This window comes from Bradyrhizobium sp. (genome assembly GCF_027307225.1).
Classification (GTDB): Bacteria; Pseudomonadota; Alphaproteobacteria; order Rhizobiales; family Xanthobacteraceae; genus Bradyrhizobium.
Map to the genome: position 1 here is coordinate 1 of NZ_DAHUXJ010000158.1, position 16,669 is coordinate 16,669.

At 61.5% G+C, this 16,669-nt stretch carries 18 protein-coding genes; 10 read left to right on the plus strand and 8 right to left on the minus strand.

Going from position 1 to position 16,669, the window contains the following annotated elements; genetic code table 11:
- A partial coding sequence (locus M6D32_RS26590) for an exopolysaccharide transport family protein (protein WP_298261986.1) occupies positions 1-1,993 on the plus strand: 1,993 nt, incomplete at its 5' end.
- Between the two features lie 23 nt (positions 1,994-2,016).
- Here M6D32_RS26590 and M6D32_RS26595 read toward each other — a convergent pair.
- Entirely contained in the window at positions 2,017-3,207 is a 1,191-nt protein-coding gene (locus M6D32_RS26595) for a GNAT family N-acetyltransferase (protein WP_298261988.1), read from the minus strand.
- Positions 3,208-3,378: 171 nt separating this feature from the next.
- On the opposite strand from M6D32_RS26595, the gene M6D32_RS26600 reads away from it, so the two are divergent.
- On the plus strand, positions 3,379-4,386 hold the full coding sequence (locus M6D32_RS26600) for a polysaccharide deacetylase family protein (protein ID WP_298261990.1): 1,008 nt from the start codon (positions 3,379-3,381) through the stop codon (positions 4,384-4,386).
- 13 nt (positions 4,387-4,399) lie between these two features.
- On the opposite strand, the gene M6D32_RS26605 is transcribed toward M6D32_RS26600, so the two are convergent.
- Positions 4,400-4,609 carry a DUF2842 domain-containing protein gene (locus tag M6D32_RS26605; RefSeq protein ID WP_298261992.1) on the minus strand — a complete coding sequence of 70 codons (210 nt, stop codon included), beginning with the start codon at positions 4,607-4,609 and terminating at the stop codon, positions 4,400-4,402.
- Positions 4,610-4,702: 93 nt separating this feature from the next.
- Between M6D32_RS26605 and M6D32_RS26610 the strand changes: the two genes are divergently transcribed.
- Positions 4,703-5,794, plus strand: coding sequence for a COX15/CtaA family protein (locus tag M6D32_RS26610; RefSeq protein WP_298261994.1), 1,092 nt, complete (start codon positions 4,703-4,705; stop codon positions 5,792-5,794).
- A 64-nt stretch (positions 5,795-5,858) separates the two neighbouring features.
- Here M6D32_RS26610 and M6D32_RS26615 read toward each other — a convergent pair whose 3' ends face one another.
- From M6D32_RS26615 to M6D32_RS26635, 5 genes are all read right to left on the minus strand, one after another.
- Positions 5,859-6,908, minus strand: coding sequence for an MBL fold metallo-hydrolase (locus tag M6D32_RS26615; protein WP_298261995.1), 1,050 nt, complete (start codon positions 6,906-6,908; stop codon positions 5,859-5,861).
- Between the two features lie 105 nt (positions 6,909-7,013).
- Positions 7,014-7,343 carry a hypothetical protein gene (locus M6D32_RS26620; RefSeq protein ID WP_298261998.1) on the minus strand — a complete coding sequence of 110 codons (330 nt, stop codon included), beginning with the start codon at positions 7,341-7,343 and terminating at the stop codon, positions 7,014-7,016.
- Between the two features lie 71 nt (positions 7,344-7,414).
- On the minus strand, positions 7,415-8,701 hold the full coding sequence (locus tag M6D32_RS26625) for an O-acetylhomoserine aminocarboxypropyltransferase (RefSeq protein WP_298262000.1): 1,287 nt from the start codon (positions 8,699-8,701) through the stop codon (positions 7,415-7,417).
- A 136-nt stretch (positions 8,702-8,837) separates the two neighbouring features.
- Positions 8,838-9,422, minus strand: a complete 585-nt coding sequence (locus M6D32_RS26630; RefSeq protein ID WP_298262002.1) for a CoA-binding protein — start codon at positions 9,420-9,422, stop codon at positions 8,838-8,840.
- On the minus strand, positions 9,419-10,255 hold the full coding sequence (locus tag M6D32_RS26635; protein ID WP_298262004.1) for an enoyl-CoA hydratase: 837 nt from the start codon (positions 10,253-10,255) through the stop codon (positions 9,419-9,421). Before M6D32_RS26635 ends, M6D32_RS26630 begins: the two co-directional genes overlap by 4 nt.
- Before the next feature lie 245 nt (positions 10,256-10,500).
- Here M6D32_RS26635 and M6D32_RS26640 point away from each other — a divergent pair, with 245 nt between their 5' ends.
- The 6 genes from M6D32_RS26640 to M6D32_RS26665 all read left to right on the plus strand — a co-directional run bounded on the left by M6D32_RS26640 (position 10,501) and on the right by M6D32_RS26665 (position 14,135).
- Positions 10,501-10,929: a PaaI family thioesterase gene (locus M6D32_RS26640; protein WP_298262006.1), complete on the plus strand. Its 429-nt coding sequence runs from the start codon at positions 10,501-10,503 to the stop codon at positions 10,927-10,929.
- Between the two features lie 156 nt (positions 10,930-11,085).
- Positions 11,086-11,550, plus strand: coding sequence for a 50S ribosomal protein L13 (rplM, locus tag M6D32_RS26645; RefSeq protein WP_298262008.1), 465 nt, complete (start codon positions 11,086-11,088; stop codon positions 11,548-11,550).
- Position 11,551: 1 nt separating this feature from the next.
- Positions 11,552-12,028 carry a 30S ribosomal protein S9 gene (gene rpsI / locus M6D32_RS26650; RefSeq protein WP_298262010.1) on the plus strand — a complete coding sequence of 159 codons (477 nt, stop codon included), beginning with the start codon at positions 11,552-11,554 and terminating at the stop codon, positions 12,026-12,028.
- A gap of 229 nt (positions 12,029-12,257) precedes the next feature.
- Positions 12,258-13,475, plus strand: coding sequence for a GGDEF domain-containing protein (locus M6D32_RS26655; RefSeq protein WP_298262012.1), 1,218 nt, complete (start codon positions 12,258-12,260; stop codon positions 13,473-13,475).
- A 57-nt stretch (positions 13,476-13,532) separates the two neighbouring features.
- Positions 13,533-13,769: a hypothetical protein gene (locus M6D32_RS26660; RefSeq protein WP_298262015.1), complete on the plus strand. Its 237-nt coding sequence runs from the start codon at positions 13,533-13,535 to the stop codon at positions 13,767-13,769.
- A gap of 72 nt (positions 13,770-13,841) precedes the next feature.
- Positions 13,842-14,135: an antibiotic biosynthesis monooxygenase family protein gene (locus tag M6D32_RS26665; RefSeq protein WP_298262017.1), complete on the plus strand. Its 294-nt coding sequence runs from the start codon at positions 13,842-13,844 to the stop codon at positions 14,133-14,135.
- 4 nt (positions 14,136-14,139) lie between these two features.
- On the opposite strand, the gene M6D32_RS26670 is transcribed toward M6D32_RS26665, so the two are convergent.
- On the minus strand, positions 14,140-15,261 hold the full coding sequence (locus M6D32_RS26670; RefSeq protein WP_298262019.1) for an AI-2E family transporter: 1,122 nt from the start codon (positions 15,259-15,261) through the stop codon (positions 14,140-14,142).
- A gap of 221 nt (positions 15,262-15,482) precedes the next feature.
- Here M6D32_RS26670 and M6D32_RS26675 point away from each other — a divergent pair, with 221 nt between their 5' ends.
- Positions 15,483-16,259, plus strand: coding sequence for a gamma-glutamyl-gamma-aminobutyrate hydrolase family protein (locus tag M6D32_RS26675; RefSeq protein WP_298262021.1), 777 nt, complete (start codon positions 15,483-15,485; stop codon positions 16,257-16,259).
- The last annotated feature ends 410 nt before the right edge of the window (positions 16,260-16,669 follow it).

The window sequence follows — 16,669 nt, forward strand, 5'->3', positions numbered from 1 at the left end:
GCGGGAAAACGTCTTTCTGCGGCCCAACGGCGAGCGCAACGACGACCGCAACGCGCTTGACCCCGAAGCCGTCACCAGCCAGGTGCAACTCGTGCTGTCGCGCGATCTCGCGCGCGACATTATCAAGAAGAACAAGCTGGCGGAACGACCGGAATTCGATCCGGTGTTGAGAGGATTTTCCCCGTTTAAATCGCTGCTCGCCTTGATCGGGATCGGGCGCGATCCGATTTCGCTGACGCCGGAAGAGCGCGTGCTCGATGCCTATTATGACCGCCTGGCGGCCTACGCGGTCGACAAGTCGCGCGTCATCGTCATCGAATTCCAGTCGCGCGATTCCGACCTCGCGGCGCGCGTCGCCAATTCCATCGCCGATGGCTATCTGGTGCTTCAGCAGGATGCGCGACGGGATCAGGCGAGGTCGGCCGGGCAATGGCTCTCGGGCGAGATTGACAGCCTGCGCAAGAAGGTCTCGGACGCTGAATCGCGCGTCGAGGATTTTCGCTCCAAGTCCAGCCTGTTCGTGGGCACCAACAATACGATGCTGTCCAACCAGCAAATGGGCGAGTTTAATACGCAGTTGAACAATGCGCGGGCGCTCAAGTCCGATGCCGAATCCAAGGCGCGGCTGATCCGCGAGATGATTCAGAGCGGCAAGCCGATCGAGGCCTCGGAGGTACTGAACTCGGAACTGATACGCCGGCTGAGCGAACAGCGCGTGACGCTGCGTGCGCAGCTCGCCGAACAATCCTCGACGCTGCTCGACAACCACCCGCGGATCAAGGAGCTCAAGGCCCAGGTCGCCGACCTGGATCACCAGATTCGAGACGAAGCAAGCAAGATATCGCGTTCGCTGGAAAACGATGCGCGCATTGCCAGCGGCAGGGTCGATGATCTCAGCGCCAGCCTCGACCAGTTGAAAGAGCAGGCAAGCTCGGCCAACGGCCAGGACGTCCACCTTCGGGCCCTGGAGCGCGAGGCCAAGGCGCAGCGCGACCTGCTGGAATCCTATCTGGCCAAGTACCGCGAAGCCACCACGCGCGAGAATATCGAGGCCGCGCCGACCGACGGGCGGATCATTTCCCGGGCGAGCGTGTCCAACAGCCCGGCCTATCCGAAGAAGCTGCCGATTGTGCTGCTGGCGACGCTGGCGACCCTGATGCTGTCCACTGGCACAATCGTCACCGGGGAGTTGCTGCGCATGACCATTCCGCGCGCCGCCGCAGCGCTCGGGTCGATCCCGGTTCCCCTGCTTGGCACTGCCGTTGAAATCGTTGCCCCACAGGTCGAACCCAGGTTTGCTGAGGCCAGGCCCGCCGAACGCAAGCCTGCCGAACCTAAGTCGGCGGCCGAACCTGTTGCCGCTCCGCTGGCGCCGGAGATCGATTCCGAGTCGGCGGAAGTCGAGCAGCTTGCAGAGCGGCTGCTCGCCGCAGGTGGCTCAGCGCGCAAGCTCACGATTCTTGGCACCGCTTCGAGCCAAAGCATCACGCTTACCGCGCTGACGATCGCACGTCTGATGACACGCAGCGCCAAGGTCATCGTGGTTGACCTCGCCGCTACCTCGCCAACGATCTCGGCTGTCTCCGTCGATCCGAATGCACCGGGATTGGCCGAATTAATGCAGGGCGAAGCGTCGTTTGCGCAGGTGATCACCAAGGATCGGCTGTCGCGAGCGCACCTCGTCAGTTCGGGACGGCCGGGCTCCGATCGCGCGTTGCTGCAATCGCCACGATTGACGCTGGCGGTCGACGCGTTGTTGAAAGTCTATGACCACGTTTTGCTGAACGCCGGCAATGCCTCGGATCTGCCCGCCGATCTCCTGACGGCGCAGGCCCGCGCCGTCGTGGTGCCGGATGCCGCGATGGCCGCCGATGCTCGTCGCTCCATGTGCGACCAGCTCAAGGTGGCCGGCTTCGGCGAGGTGACGATGTTGAGCAAACCGGTCCTGCCATCGGACGCGGTTGATCCGGGCCCGCGGGTCGTAGCCGCCTGATTTCAGTTTGGGAAAAATCAGCGTTAGCTGACGACGCGCCGCAGCCCTTGCGCAAGCCGCAGCAGGGCCGCACTGCCTTTAACAATGCGCTTCGCTCGCCCGGCGATCGACATGACCATGGCGGCGGCGGCGCCGTGCGAACCGAGCGGGATAAAGCAATCGAAGATCGGCTCGTTGGTCTTGCAGAACAGCTTCTTGTAGCTGTCCGACCCGATCCCAAGGTCGAGCGCGCGATACCCACGTTCAGCATAGCGATCGACAATGTGCCGGATCAGGATCAGCCCCGGGCTGAAGCGCGAGTTCGCCGACACGGTATAGGTGTTGAACATCATCGAAAACCGATAGGCGTCGGCCACTCCGGCAAAGAGCGCGATCACCTCGCTATCGCACTCGAGCGCGTGTATCTCGATCACGCGACCGCCGCCCGCCAGCGGAGCGATGCAAGCCTTGCGAATAAAATCCTCGACACCGGGCTCAGCGAAGACGTTGGGAAGATTTTGCTCCGCCATCCGTAGCGGCTTGATACGAAAGAAGGCGTCCAGCAGTCGTCTGATATCGTCGTCGCGGATGGCGGTGTAGTAGCGATAGCCCGGCAACGCCTTGAGCTTGCGTTCCTTGCCCTTGAGGCGCCCGCGCAGGGAATGGCTGATGCGTGCCGTGGCCGGCGCACCCGGCACGATCGTCATCAGCGGGCAATCATTGACGGAGATCTGGCGCGGCAACAGCGACATCGGATTAGGCAGACCTTGCCACGAGAGAGGCTGCTGGTCGAATGCGAGGACGTCGACGCCCGCGCGTTCGCGAATGACGCCAAAGAGAACATCCAGATCGGCGCGGGAAGCCGCCGCGGCGAAATCGCGATTCCACAGCGCCATGTTGAATGTCGCATGCTTGCCGCCCATGAAGTGAACGACACGAATGCCCCACCTTTCTTTTAGCACGAGCGGAAGCAGTAACAACGGCACACGATCGCGATCATAGGCAACGATGACAAGCGGCCGAAGACCTTCGCGCGCTCCAACCATCTGTTGCCAGTGACGAAGGAAATCAAATCGCTGGTAGGGAGTGAAAAGGTGGTGCCGGCTCTCGAGGCCTCGCCAGACGGTCTCGGCCTCATCAAGACCGGTAAAGATATCGATGGCGGCGATGCGGCTTGACGTCGACCGCGCCGAGGTGTCTGCCGTCCGGCTTTCGATCGCGGCAGCCATCGTCATCGCAAATACCTGTCCGCAATGCCAGTTTAGGAGGTTAACTTTTTGCTTCAGTCGACCTTTGCAAAGAAGTGTCAACAAAGGGTAATGACAGTAAAGCTCGGGAAGCCGATCCCGCCGGACAGCCGGGAAATCCGCGCTCTCATTTGAAAATTGGCACTGAAAGTAGAGACGTTGTCATCAGGACCCCTGGCAAGCCTCAAGCTGGAACTCGCTTACATCGGCGGTCATGCATGGTTCAAACGGAAAGGCGCCGGGGTCATCCTGCGCCTTGAGCGGGTCCGGCCCCGCCATTCGGTGCGATTTCAGCCGCGACGATCCAGTGAAATCACCCCCGACTTTCTCGATCGCACTATCCACGCACTGAGGCGTTGGAACTATGACATCATTTCGATGGACGAGGTCTGTCGCAGGGCCGTGACGCTCGCCGCGCGGCAACGTTTCGTTTGCCTGACATTTGATGGCGGTTACAAGGACATCATCACATCCGCTTATCCGGTGCTGTCGCAGCACCGCGTTCCCTTCACCATCTATGTGCCGACGGCGTTTCCCGACGGAATAGGCGAAGCCTGGTGGCTCGCACTCGAACGGGTGATCGCAAGCGAACGGCGTATCAGCCTGGTGATGCGGCGCCAGGAGAGGCACTTCGACGTTCCCGGGTTGGCCGAGAAATATCAACTTTACGAGTTCCTGTCGCACTGGCTGCGCTCGCTCGAGGCCGCAGAACTATCCGCAGCCATCAAGGACTTGTGCACGCGTTACGCCGTCGATCTCGCGGGGCTGTCGAGCGAAGCTGCATTGGACTGGGGCGACCTTGCGAAGCTCGCGGCCGATCCGCTGGTCACGATAGGGAGCGCAACGGTTAACTTCCCCGTCCTGTCGAATATGAAGGATGCAGGCGCGCTCAAGCAAATGACCATGGGGAAGGCGGTCGTGGCGGCCGCACTTCGGCGCGAGGTGAGGCACTTCGCCTATCCGTTCGGCGACCGGCAATCCTGGCAGCGCAAGCACATGGCCATGGCGGAAGAGGCGGGTTTCGTCAGTGCCGTCACGACAATCTCCGGCGTGATTGAGTCGGCAGGGCATACGCCGCTGCTGGCGCTTCCGCGGATCAACTGGGATGGAACGCTGCACTCGTTGCGCGCCATGCGCGTGATCCTGGCCGGTGCCGCGTTGTCTTGAATGCGAGAGCGCCTCAGGAAGGATCCGGCCGCGACATCCAGCTCACGATGGGCATTGCCGGTAACACCCAGCCCAAGCCGGCCACGACATAAAAGATCGCCTGCAATAAGCCCGACTTCGCAAGCCACGGCGTCTGCGCCACCGTCATGCCCATCAGCGACCAGATCGCGGCGAGCAGCAACAGGGCGACGGTTCCCAGTAGTTTTCGGGTACGTATTTTCATCGCGAAACGGGCGTTTGGTCTCGAATGCGTGCTTTGCGCACGGCGGAGGGGCGGACTATAAGGTCCGCCAAACTTCGATCAAGTGTGTTGCCGATGGCCGTCGTTGCTAGCTCCCAAACCCCGGATATTCGCCCAGTTCGCATCTGGCTGATTGCGGTTGCCTTGATGATTGCGGCGATGGTGCTGGTCGGCGGGGCGACCCGGCTGACGGAGTCCGGCCTATCGATCGTGGAATGGAAGCCGGTCGCCGGTGCATTGCCGCCGCTCAGTCAGGCGGAATGGACCGAGGCCTTCGATGGCTACAAGGCGATTCCACAATACCGCCAGATGAACGCCGGCATGTCGCTCGACGAATTCAAGACCATCTTCTGGTGGGAATGGAGCCATCGTCTATTGGGCCGGGTGATTGGCGTGGTTTATCTGCTGCCGTTTCTTTACTTCCTGTGGCGCGGCGGCCCCGGTGCCGAGCTGAAGCGGCGGCTGTGGGGGATCTTCGCGCTCGGTGCGCTGCAGGGCGCGGTCGGGTGGTGGATGGTGGCCTCCGGGCTTTCCAAGCGGGTCGAAGTCTCCCAATATCGCCTTGCGACACACTTGGTGCTGGCGCTGCTTATTTTTGCAGGCATCGTGTGGACGCTGCGAAGGCTCAGAGAGACTGCGGTGTCGGTGGCGCCGTCACGTTTGAAAATCACAGGCGTCGTCTTGCTGGCGCTGACCTTCGTGCAGCTCTATCTCGGCGCGCTGGTGGCGGGCCTTCGGGCTGGCAAGATCTACAACACCTGGCCGGATATCGACGGCGGTTTTATTCCGTCGGCCGCGCGGCTCTTCTTCGACGTGCCGTGGTGGCGCAACCTGTTCGAAAACACGCTGACGGTGCAGTTCGAGCACCGTATGGTGGCTTACACGCTGTTTGCGGTCGTGGTGCTGCATGTGATCGATGCGGCGCGCTCTCGCGTCGATCGCGCGGTGTTGGACGGCGCGCTGTGGCTGTTCGGGATCGCTTCCCTACAGGTAACCCTCGGCATTCTCACGCTGCTCAATCAGGCGCCGATGGATCTTGCTCTCACCCATCAGGCCGTCGCGATCCTTGTGCTGACATTAGTCGTGTTTCAGGCGGAGCGTCTGACACGGGTTCGGCGCGAACCGGCGGGGCAGGCGATCGGCCGGCCGGTTACGCAAATCGGCTAGCGGAGCGCATTGTTTTGCCGCAGGTTTGTGTCGTGCAACTGCTTCGATCGGTGCCACCGGCATGTCAACCCTCGGCTACGAATACGTAGCTGTTGCCATCCCTGGTGAACGTGCCGGCGTTCGGCATCAACCAGTGCGTTCCTGAAATCGTGAGTTTGTCGGCGACCGCACGATCGAAGATCTTCTTGCGCGTTTCGACGGCCATTTGCGGATCCTGGTCGATGGCAAGCTGCCACTCCGGATTTGCATGAATCTGGGGCGCAAAATTAACGACGTCGGCGCTGATCAGAAACTGTTTGTCGCCGGACGACAGCAGGTGCGTGACCATCCCCGGGCTGTGGCCTGGCGCCTGTACGACGCGTACTCCAGGCAGGAGTTCCGGTTCTCCTTCGAAGAGCCTGACGTTTTTCCACGTCGCCAACGTAGTCTGAATGCGCCTGGCGAGACCTTTGCGCGTCGGTCCGAGATCGAGCGTCTCGACGCCCGGGCGTGTCCACCAGTTCATCTCCGCGGCGGGTATCACGACCTCGACATCCGGGAAGACTTGGGCATTGGTTTCATTGTTCATGAGGCCATAAATGTGGTCGCCATGAAGATGGGAGATGAGGATGGTCTTAACTGCCTTCGGATCAAGCCCAGCTGCCGCCATACTTTCGAAAAGCCGGCCCGTCCCCGCACCATAGACCGTATGGCCGCCAGTGCCCGAGTCGATCAGGACCAATTGATCGCGTAGCTTGACCGCCATGACGATATATCGCCGAGGCCACTGACTGTCGGGTCGACCGGCGGTCCGCAGCACGGTCTTGACCTGTTCAAGGCCGACATTCCTGACCACACCTTCCGGCAGCGGAACGTCACGCATGCCGTCAACAAGCGAGAAGATTTCAATGTCGCCAACTTTGTATTTGCGGAATAGTTGTGTGGTTGACTGTTGCGCAAGAGCCGTGCCGACAAAAGCGATCGGCTTGTCGAGTCCAAACGCGGCGTAGGAACCGGCTGCGCCAAGTATCATGTCGCGACGTGAGATCTCGAACATCGTTCGGCCCTCCCTTCCGACTGAATGATCAAGCATACCGTAAGGGACGGGCACCGGACAATGTAGCTTTTCGGTCACTTTTGTCCGCGGGCTTTCCAGGCTGCGCGCTGACAGCAACCGGTGCCGGTTATTCGCGTTTGGCGAATTCGCCGCTAGGTAGTAGCGAAAGTCAAATCCCTTCCACTAGCAATAACCGAGCACGCCGCAGGCGTAGGGAAGCCGGAACCGGAAGTTGATATTTTCGCCGCCGTAATAGGGGCCCTGATAATCATACGAATGGTTCGAGCCGTAGTAGCCGGGGAGTGTAGACGATCCCAGCAGGATCGGCGTGTGCGGCGGCAAGTGGACGATAGGAAAGGCTTCCGACGGCGTGAAGAAGAGCTCCGAGTCCTTCTCAACGTGAGCAATCCGGCCATGGCGCGGAGCTTTGCCGTAGCCATCCGGCATATCGGCGGCTGAGGCCGGGCCAATGACAAACGCTGCGACCGCAAACAAAGATATCCAGCGCCACATGGTTCCGCTCCGAATCATCCGTTGACGATTCAATCACCTTTAGGCGGAGCGAGTGTTAACGCGGTCTGAACTCAATCCTCACGCCGCAGGGCTTGATCGAGATCGGCAATCAGGTCTTCCTTGTCCTCGATCCCGATGGACAACCGCACCAGGTCGGGTGCCGCGCCTGCTTTGGTCTTGGCGGCATCGTCGAGCTGGCTGTGGGTGGTCGAGGCCGGATGAATGACCAGAGAACGGGTGTCGCCGATATTGGCGAGATGCGAGAACAGTTTCAGGCGCGAGACCAGGTCGACGCCGGCGTCATAACCACCCTTGAGGCTGAAGGTGAAAACGGCGCCTGCACCCTTCGGTGCATATTTGCGCGCGAGGTTGTTGTACTTGTCACCGTTCAATCCCGCATAGTTGACGGCAGCCACAGCCGGATGTGAAGCGAGCCACTCGGTGATCGCCTTGGTGTTCTCGCAATGCTTCTGCATCCGCAGCGGTAACGTCTCGATGCCGGTCAGGATGAGAAATGAATTGAACGGCGAGATCGCCGGGCCCAGATCGCGTAGGCCCAGCACGCGGCAGGCGATGGCAAAGGCGAAGTTGCCGAACGTCTCCTGGAGCTTGATCCCGTGATATTCCGGCCGCGGCTCGCTCAGGATCGGATATTTGTCGTCTTTCGACCAATCGAAGGTGCCCGCATCGACGATGATGCCGCCGAGCGAGTTGCCGTGGCCGCCGAGAAACTTGGTCAGCGAGTGCACGACGATATCGGCGCCGTGATCGATCGGGCGGATCAGATAAGGCGTCGCCAGCGTATTGTCGACGATCAGGGGAACGCCTGCCTTACGGGCGACGGCGGCGATCGCTTCGATATCGGTGATTGTGCCGCCGGGATTGGCGATCGACTCGATGAAGATTGCCTTGGTTTTTGGCGACACCGCGCGCTCAAAGCTTTCGATGTCGTCCGGATCGGCCCACACCGCGTTCCAGCCAAAACTCTTGAAGGCATGGGTGAACTGGTTGATCGAGCCGCCGTAAAGCTTGCGTGCCGCGATGAACTCATCACCGGGTTTGAGCAGCATCTGGAAAACCACGACCTGCGCTGCGTGACCGGATGCCGTTGCCAATGCTGCGGTGCCGCCTTCGAGCGCTGCGACGCGTTCTTCCAGCACGGCCTGCGTCGGATTGCCGATACGGGTGTAGATATTTCCGAACGACTGCAAGCCGAAAAGCGAGGCGGCATGGTCGGCATCGTTGAATACGTAAGACGTGGTTTGATAAATCGGCGTTGCCCGCGCGCCGGTGGTGGGGTCGGGCTGCGCGCCCGCGTGCACGGCGAGGGTGGCGAAGCCGGGGGAACGATCGGTCATTGGTGTTTCCTGCGTCAGATCATCGAGCAACTAGGGATATGCTGATGTTGCCTGACTTCCGCGTCAAGGCAGACAAGCCATTGACAGCCCTGTTTGGAATGGCCTGTCGGCTTCGCTGTCGCTTGCGCGTTTGCAATCAGCTTGGGTCGGTTCTGTTTTTCGCAGCGCGGTCGGCTGCGGAGGTTGCCCCGCCGCCAACGCTGGTTCGGCCGAGTGATAGCCGCATGCCTTGCGTGGGCATCGGTGCGCGTTTGGAACTCAGCGTACGCGAATTCACGCCCATCCAGGATATTTCCGAGGATAACCGTCCGTATTCGATTTTTGGGCACCGATTCATCACGACCTTCATGCCGGCAGCTTCGGCCTTCTCTGCTGCGGCATCATCGCGTGCGCCGAGTTGCATCCAGATCACCTTCGGCAACGGCATCATTTTCAATGCTTCATCGACAGCCGGCATGATGTTGGTCGAGTTGCGGAAGATATCGACCATGTCGACAGGGCGGTCGATATCAAGCAACGAGGCGACGAAGGGCTTGCCCAGCAGGCTCTTGCCGACATGGCCGGGATTGACCGGAATCATGTCGTAGCCGCGCTGCGCGAGATATTTGAAGGCGAAATAGCTCGGCCGCACGTTGACCGGCGAGGCGCCGACCATCGCAATCGATTTCACGCTGTTGAGAATTCCGCGAATGTAGTTGTCGTCGTAGCTATCGTGGTTCATTTATCCTGCCATTTCGGCTCGCGCTTCTCGATGAACGCGCCGATTCCTTCCTCGGCGTCGCGCGCCATCATGTTTTCCGTCATCACTTCCGCCGCATAGCGATAGGCCTCGGCAAGGCTCATTTCGGCCTGCCGGTAGAATGCCCTCTTGCCGATTCTGATCGTATGGGCGGACTTTCTGGCGACCTTCCGGGCCAGTTTGATCGCCGCATCTCGCTCGTGGCCTGCCGGCACGACGTGATTGACGAGGCCGATGTCGCGCGCGGTCGTCGCTGAAATCGGTTCGCCGGTGAGCAGCATTTCCATCGCTTGCTTGCGCGGAATGTTGCGGGTGAGCGCCACCATCGGCGTCGAGCAGAACAGGCCGATATCGACGCCGGGTGTAGCAAAGGTCGCAGCCTCCGATGCGATTGCGAGATCGCAAGTAGCAACCAGCTGGCAGCCGGCGGCGGTGGCAATGCCCTGGACTGCGGCGACCACGGGCTTCGGCAAATGGACGATGGTCTGCATCATGGTGCTGCAGGCCGTCATGATCTCGGCGAAATAAGCGCGGCCGCGATCGGCGTCGCTGCGCCGTCCAGTCAGTTCCTTGATGTCGTGCCCGGCCGAAAAAGCTTTGCCACTCGCGGCAATCACGACGGCCCGCACGGACGCGTCATCGTGGATGTGCCGCAATTGCGCAGTGAGCGCGGCTATCAATCCCTCCGAGAGGCTGTTGCGGGTGCTGGGCCGGTTGAGCGTCAATACCGCGATGTCACCAACCTGTTCACGCAACAGGATCGGCGGTTGCGAAGGCGATTGTGAAACGGGGGCGCGCGAGGTCTGGCTTGTCATCGAATTCTTCGCTGGCTGGCAAGATAATGGGCTGACATCTCAACCTAATGTAATAAGCAGGCCGAGGCGAGGGCAGGGGCCAGTGGGGTGGATTTGACATTCGCTACCTCGTAGCCTGGAACCCGCAAAGCGAATGTCAAATCCAAAACTCCACTAGAAACCTATACTTGCTGGTGGTCCTTTGATTCTAACATTTGCAAGAGTGCCATCCACACCGGGCAAATGTTAGAATCGGACCGCTGAGCATGACAATTGCAAAAATGACGGTATCTGAGCTCGAGAAGTTCCTGCGAACCGAATTTCCCCAAGCCTTTAGTGGCGACGATATTCTGATCGAGGAAGCCGATGGCATCTCTTGCAGGCTCAGGCAACGCTATGGCGAGCAGATGCTGCGCCCCGGAGGGACGATTTCCGGCCCCACGCTGATGGCGCTTGCGGATTTCGCCATGTACGTCGTGCTGCTGTCGGCGATCGGCCCGGTGGGTTTGGCGGTCACGACCAACCTCAACATCAACTTCCTGCGCAAAGGTACGCCCGAACGGGATGTGCTGGCGCAGGCGCGTATTTTGAAGCTCGGCAGGCGATTGGCAATTGGGGAAGTCGGCCTGATGTCGGCCGGATCGCCCGATATTATCGCCCATGTGACCGCGACCTATTCCATTCCCGCTGCTTAGAGATTTTAGTGGTATTATATAACCATATTTATAATAGTTTGTTTTTGCTTGGATTATTTGTTCGGTTTGGCGTTGACGGCGCGGCCGGACCTCTCTAGAAACCGCCGCAGTCTGGCGCACGCAATGTGCGCCTTCTGCTTTTCACGGATTACTCACATGAAAACGTTTTCGGCAAAGCCCGCCGAGGTGACGAAGAAATGGGTGTTGATCGACGCCAAGGGTCTGGTCGTCGGCCGCCTCGCTTCGCTGGTCGCCATGCGCCTTCGCGGCAAGCACCTTCCGACCTACACGCCCCATGTCGATTGCGGCGATCACGTTATCATCATCAATGCGGCGCAGGCCGTGCTGACCGGACGCAAGCGCGAGCAGAAGACCTATTACAAGCACACCGGCTATGTCGGTCATGTCAAAGAGCATACCGCTCGCCAGATTCTCGAGGGTCGTTTCCCCGAGCGCGTGGTGGAGAAAGCGATCGAGCGCATGATTCCGCGCGGACCGCTCGGCCGTGTCCAGATGGGCAATTTGCGCGTCTATCCCGGTGCAGAGCATCCGCACGAAGCTCAGCAGCCTGTGACGCTCGACATTGCCAAAATGAATCGCAAGAACATGAGGGCCGCATAAGATGGCTGAAACCGTGCAGTCGCTCGACCAATTGTCGCAGCTCAAGCCGGCCGCTCCCGAAGCGCCGAAATACGTCAAGAAGGTCGATAAATACGGCCGCGCCTATGCCACCGGCAAACGCAAGGACGCGGTTGCCCGCGTCTGGGTCAAGCCCGGCACCGGCAAGGTGACCGTCAACGCCCGCGAGGTCGAAATCTACTTCGCCCGCCCGGTGCTGCGGATGATGATTCAGCAGCCGCTGATCGCCGCCGCCCGCGCCGGCCAGTACGACGTAATCTGCACCGTCACCGGCGGCGGCCTTTCCGGTCAGGCCGGCGCGGTCCGCCACGGCATCTCCAAGGCGCTCACCAATTTCGAGCCGGACCTGCGCACCGTGCTGAAGAAGGGCGGCTTCCTCACCCGCGATTCCCGCGTGGTCGAGCGCAAGAAGTACGGCCGCGCCAAGGCCCGCCGGTCGTTCCAGTTCTCGAAGCGCTAATTGCTTCGTTAAAATTCGCCGCAAACGCGGTCCATCCGAGAATGCAAAGCGCCCGCTCGCGGGCGCTTTTTCTTTTCGCATTTTAATAATGAGTTGACGCAGTTTTTCCCGAAAACTTGCGCCTGGAGTCAAACGGATTGCCAACGCGGCGGGCCTAGCGTGGCAGTCAGCGGTGGTCTCGCTTCGATCGCAAGACCGCAACTTTGCATCACAAACCTTCGGTGACTCCATGTCGCTCGATACTTCCACGCTCTACACAGTCGCCGCGATGATTGCGGCGCTGCTGGGAATGATGCTTTTATTTTTCGGTTTTCAGGAAAAGATTGCCGCTTTGAAATGGTGGGGATCGGCCTATCTGCTGGGGGCTGGCTCCGTCGCCCTGTGGACATTCGGCAGCACCAGGTTCGGCGATCTGTTCGCGCTTGGTTTGAACGCCACCGGCTTTTTGACCTGCGGAATGGTCTGGCACGCCGCGCGGCTGTTCCATGGCCGCAAGCCGAACTACCCGGGCCTTGTTCTCGGCGCGCTGGTCTGGATTGCCGCCGTTACGACGCTGCCGCCGGGTGCCGAGGCTTTGCGGATGACCATCGGCGCCGGCATCGTCGCGATCTATGCGGCACTCACGGCGACCGAGTTGTGGACCGAGCGCCGCCGCACCTTGCGCAGCCGATGGCCCTCGTTCGCCGTCCCCGTGATGCACGGCTTCGTGCTGATGTTGCCGATCCTGCTCGGCGATCTCCTGCACCCGCGCGATCGGGCCTTCGATCACAGCGTTTGGGTGACGATGTTCGCCGTCGAAGTGGTTCTTTATGCGGTGGGCACCGTCTTCGTGATTTTCATGCTTGTGTCCGAGCGCGCGGTGACCGTGCACAAGAACGCCGCGTCGTGCGATCCGCTCACCGGCATGTTCAACCGCCGCGGCTTTGCCGAAGCCTGCGGGCGGGTCATTGAGCGCGAGGCGAACGGCGGGCGGCCGGTGACGGTCTTGATCTTCGACATTGATCACTTCAAATCGATCAACGATCGTTTCGGCCATCCCGCGGGCGACGAGATCCTCAAGCTGTTCTCGGCCGTCGTGGTGAATAACCTGCGCATCAGCGATCTGTCGGGACGCATCGGCGGCGAGGAATTTGCAGCCCTGCTGCCGTGTCCGCTCGAGGAAGGCGTGATCGTGGCCGAGCGCGTGCGCGAAGCCTTTGAGGCATCCGGCATCGTCTGCGAGGAGGGGCCGGTCGACACCACCGTCAGCATTGGCGTGGCGGGCGGACCGGCCGGCACCGAGCTCGAGGTGCTGCTGGCGGCGGCCGATACGGCGCTGTACCAAGCCAAGCGCAGCGGCCGCAACCGCGTCGAGGCGGCGGAAGAATTGCCGCTGTCGCTCGAACATTGGCGGCGCAAGAGCGCGGGATCTGCCCGTCCGGTCACGAGCGTGCCGCGTCTGGCGTAAGCGGATGGAAGCGGATGGTAACCCCTTGTTTACCGTCCGCTCCGTACCCTTGGGCCTATGGAATCGATCCGCACGCGCAATCCTCAGGCCGCGCTCAGCTCGCTCGAGGCAGCCGCCGCATCGGCCCGCGGCGGTTTCGGCTGCATGTTTTCGACCGCGGCGGAATTCGAAAGCGCCGTCATTATCGAGCGCCGCGCGCAGGGGCGGTATGGTTCGCGGCGGAGCCTCTGGCCGATCCTGATGTTCATCGGCTGCGCGATGATGGTTGTCGGCACGGTTCTGCTGTTCCGCTGAGGGCAAGGCGGCCTTTTTCTTTTTCGCTGGCTCGGCTAGAGACAAGCCTCTGCAAAAGAAGAGGCTGTACCCATGGTCACCGAAATCGCCCAGATCGAAGTCAAACCCGGCACCGAAAACGATTTTGAGGCCGCCGTCGCCAAGGCCAAACCGCTGTTTGCGCGCGCCAAGGGCTGCAGCGGCATGGAGCTTCACAAATCGGTCGAAAAGCCGACGCGCTACCGGCTGTTCGTGAAGTGGGCGACCTTGGAAAACCACACCGTGGATTTCCGCGGCTCGGAAGACTTTCAGGCCTGGCGCGGCCTCGTCGGGCAGTATTTCGCCGCGCCGCCGGATGTCGAGCATACCGAAACGGTGGTGCGTTGATCTTTCACGCTGTTGCGCTGCCTGCGGCGAAGCTTTCCGCCTTGAAGTGATCGATCAGGACCTTGACGATCGCCATCAGCGGCAGTGCGAGCGAAATACCCCAGATTCCGAACACGATGCCGAGCAGGATCTGGAACGCGAAGAGGGTGGCAGGCGGAATGTCCAGCGCCTGCCGCTGCAGGATGGGCGTCAGGACATAGCTCTCCATCGCATGGACGCCGAGGAAGAGCACGAGCGCGCTTAGCGCCGCAACCCATCCCGAGGCGAGGCTCGCCAGCACGACGATGACGCCGGCGACAAGCGCGCCGACGGTCGGGATGAAGGCGAGCAGCCCCGCCTGAATGCCCAGAATGAACGAACCGGGGACGCCGATGATGGCAAGCCCGAGCCACGTCACGGCGAACACGGCCAGCATCACCACCAGCTGCGCGATCAGCCAGCGTTCCAGCGTCTCGCTGATGCGATCGATGATGACGGTGGCGCGGGCGCGGTGTTTCGCGGGCGCCAGATACAGCAGGCCGTTGCGGTAGACGCTGGGCTGCGCGGCAAAGGTCAGGCCGAGGAAGATCACGATGAAGAAGTTGCCGACGGCGTTCAGCGTACCCAGCAGGAGTTTCCAGGTCTGGCTCACGATGGCGCCGCCGCTCGAGGCGAGCTCGCCGGCGTTCGGAAGGTTACGCGGCAGGCTTGTGCTGGCGGCCGGGGAGCCCGATTGTCCCTGCGGTGGATTGCCCAGATCGAAATAGCTGGTGTCGATGCCGTTGCGGTCGAGAAAGCCTTTCACCGTGACAAGCTGCGACTTGATCGTGCCGCTCAGCGCGGTGGCCTGCTGGGCGATGGTCGTGCCACCAAGAAAGACCGCGCCGGCCAAAAGGCCGGCCAGCACCACGCAGACGGCCGCGAGCCGCAGCCAGTGCGGCGCCGAAAGCACGCGCCCGAGCTGAAGGGTCAGGGCGTTGAGCGTCACGGCGAGCAGCATGCCAGCAAAGATCAGAAACAGCGTTGCCGCAAACCACCAGGCGAACGCCAGGAGGCTCGCGAAGGTGACCACGCCGATGCCGCCGACCGCAATGGCCCAGGCGCGATCGTTTCTGGTCTGTTGGCGGTCGCCTGATGTCAGGGGCACGTTTTCGTCTCTACCAAAGTTGAAACTTCACTCTTTCGTCAAATGCGCTCGCGATCAAGCCGGGCGGCGCGTTTGTCCTCGAGCGGCGGTAGCCGGTCAGCCGGCCGAGGGATGAATCCCCCGCAGGGCAGGGCAGCCGTGGAAAGGTGTTCCAAATTGTTGATCCGGCGCGGTTGCAAGGGCATTATTGCCGCCTGGAAGGGTTGCGCGATGGAAGGGGTATGAGACGGAAGCCCGTTGTCGGTGTGATCGGGAATTCCCACCGCATCGAAGGTCGCTTTGAGGTGCAGGCGGTCGGCGTACGCAACCTTCGCGCCATCGCCGAGGTGGCCGACGCCCTGCCCTTGATGTTCGCCGGCTGCCCGGAACTGACCGAGATTGCGGCCCTGCTGGATGTCGTCGACGGCATCGTGCTGACCGGCGCCCGCGCCAATGTTCACCCCACGCGCTTCAAGACCGAACCGCACGCCAGCCACGAGCCCTACGACACCAAGCGCGACGAGGTGGCGCTGACGCTGTCGGAGGCCTGCGTTGCGAGGGGCATTCCGCTGTTCGGCATCTGCCGCGGCCTTCAGGAAATGAATGTCGCCTTCGGCGGCTCGCTCCATCCGGAAATCCGCGAACTGCCGGGCCGCATAAACCACCGGATGCCGCGGCTCGAAAACGGCGAGATCCATCCCGATCCCAAGGTGATCTTCGCCGACCGGCACGAGGTGAAGCTGCTCGCGGGCGGCGCCTTTGCCGAACTGCTGGGCTGCGACACTATCCGCGTCAACTCGCTGCATGGTCAGGGCATCCTCAATCCCGGCGCACGGGTGGTCGTGGAGGGCATTGCGGAAGACGGCACCATCGAAGCGATCCGCATTGCCGACGCGCCGTCTTTTGCGCTCGGCGTGCAGTGGCACGCCGAATATGACCCGCAGCGCAACCCGATCAACCGCGCGCTGTTTGAGGCATTCGGAAAGGCGCTCGCCGGATCCAGGCCCGTCGCGGCGTAGGTGGCTTCTTATCCCTCCCCCGCGGAACGCGCGGGGAGGGTGGCACATCGAGCGCAGCGAGATGTGTCGGGTGGGGGCGCTTCGCTTCATCAAAGAGGTCGCTACTAACGTCCGTCATGCTTGGACCCTGACCCCGGCTCACTTTGAAGCGCAATAGCGCTTCAAAGTGAGCCGACCCTCCCCGCAAGGGGGAGGGATAAGAAAGCACACACCCTCGCGTTCTCGCGGCGTGGGTCGCCCGAGTTTTGAAATCGTCGCCCCCTCGAAAACGGAGGGCGCGGGGAAAGCCGGATGCATAGCCGCACCCGCGGCTCCGCGTGCAAGAAATGAAAGCACGCAGATAAGCTCACCACAGGTTCGGCCGGAGCGATCCGGCTTTCCCCGCACGATTGGTTTTAACGGCTGCTCCG